This window comes from uncultured Limnohabitans sp. (genome assembly GCF_937889215.1).
Taxonomy (GTDB): domain Bacteria; phylum Pseudomonadota; class Gammaproteobacteria; order Burkholderiales; family Burkholderiaceae_C; genus Limnohabitans_A.
This window is the reverse complement of record NZ_CALBEX010000547.1, coordinates 1-1815: the sequence shown is the minus strand read 5'-3', so window position 1 is coordinate 1815 and position 1815 is coordinate 1. Positions and strand designations below refer to the sequence as shown.

At 63.3% G+C, this 1815-nt stretch carries 2 protein-coding genes; both read left to right on the top strand.

What is annotated here, in order from left to right; all coding sequences use genetic code 11:
- Positions 1 to 715: nucleotidyltransferase family protein (locus tag Q0341_RS13820; protein ID WP_299514465.1), on the top strand; the 715-nt coding region annotated here is incomplete at its 5' end.
- A gap of 176 nt (positions 716 to 891) precedes the next feature.
- Positions 892 to 1815: XdhC family protein (locus Q0341_RS13815; RefSeq protein WP_299514462.1), on the top strand; the 924-nt coding region annotated here is incomplete at its 3' end.

Below are 1815 nucleotides of genomic sequence, written 5' to 3'. Positions count from 1 at the left end.
CATCGGGCCAATCTTTTTGCTTCGGAGGCGGGTCATGGCTTGTTTGTCAAATGGCGATGGGGGCTTGCACAAGCGCGCAGCCATTGGTGCCGTGCTGCTGGCTGCAGGATCGGCCTCGCGCATGGGGCACCGCCCCAAAAGCCTGCTGGAACTGGACGGCGTGCCACTCATTCGACGTCAAATGCTGGCCTTGTCAGGCGCGGGGGTCAAGGACATTGTGGTCGTGCTCGGTCACTACGCAGATCGCATCAAGGAAGCCATCCGGGAATTGCCCGCCACACTCGTGCACAACCCCGATCCGGACGCCGGCCAGATTTCGTCGCTGCGCATGGGTTTGCAAATGCTGCCTCCCCAGATGGACGCGGCGCTGGTGGCTCTGGCCGACCAACCTCTGATCCGCTCGCAAGACATCGTCGACCTGATTTGCGCCTACAAAATGCGGCCCACGGGCACCCAAGTGGTGCAACCTTCCGCAGAGGGTTTGCCTGGCAACCCGGTCATGTTCAGCGCGCAAGTGCGCGCGCAAATTTTGGCCGATGCCCCCCATGTCGGGTGCCGCCAATGGCAATCGGCCCACCCCGACCAGGTACATGCCTGGGCCACACCGAACAGCCGCTACCGGGTCGATGTCGACACCGCAGAAGACATCGCGGCAATGGCTGCCCAAACCGGTCTCCAGCTCACATGGCCCGCTGACTTGGTGATTTCTGCATGACTTGGCCAGCAAGCGGGGTCATAGGTTGGGGTCTGGCAAACGGTGGGCGAACGGCGGGCGAACGCGCCACCCTGATTGGGCTTTGGCGCCTCTGTCACCAAGCCGACTTCGATCCCCCCTTGATCGTTGGATGATTGTTGAAACATCTGAAGCGAATGCCCTGAACGGACCACACCATGAACAGCATCGACATTGACGTGATCCGCACCGCCCTCGACTGGCAAAGCCGTGGCCACCGCGTGGTGCTTGGCACCGTGGTGCGCACCTGGGGCTCGGCCCCGCGCCCACCGGGCTCGCTCATGATCATTCGGGACGACGGCCAAGTGGCTGGGTCCGTCTCGGGCGGCTGCATCGAAGACGATTTGATCCGTCGTGTGGCCGCTGGCGAGCTGGCCATGCGCCTGCCCGAAACCACAACTTACGGTCAGACGGCCGAGGAAGTGCGCCGCTTTGGCCTGCCCTGTGGCGGCTCGGTGCAGGTGGTGCTGGAGCCGCTGTCGGCCCAATCACAACTGCGCGAATTGCTGGTGCTGATCGAGCAACACCAGCGCGTGGAGCGCCGCATGGACATGGCCACCGGCCTGGTGCGCATGGGGGCGGCCACCGAGGGCGACAAACTGCAATTTGATGGCCAGAGCCTGACCACGGTACACGGCCCACGCCTGCGCCTGCTCATCATTGGTGGCGGGCAACTCTCGCGCTATTTGGCCAACATGGCGGTCATGCTGGATTACCAGGTCACGGTCTGCGAGCCGCGTGTGGAATACCACGAAGGCTGGGACGCCATGGCCGGCGTGACCTTGTCCAACCAAATGCCTGACGACCTGGTGCTGGCCATGCGCCTGGACCACAACAGCGCTGTGGTGGCGGTCACGCACGACCCCAAGCTCGATGACCTGGCCCTGATGGAAGCACTGCGCACCCCCGCGTTTTATGTGGGCGCATTGGGTTCATTGCACAACAACGCTCAGCGCCGCAAGCGCTTGCTCGACTTTGACGTGAGCGAAGCCGAAGTACGCCAATTGCACGGCCCCGTTGGCCTGAACATTGGCGCTTTGACGCCGCCCGAGATCGCCATGAGCATCGTGGCCGAGATGACC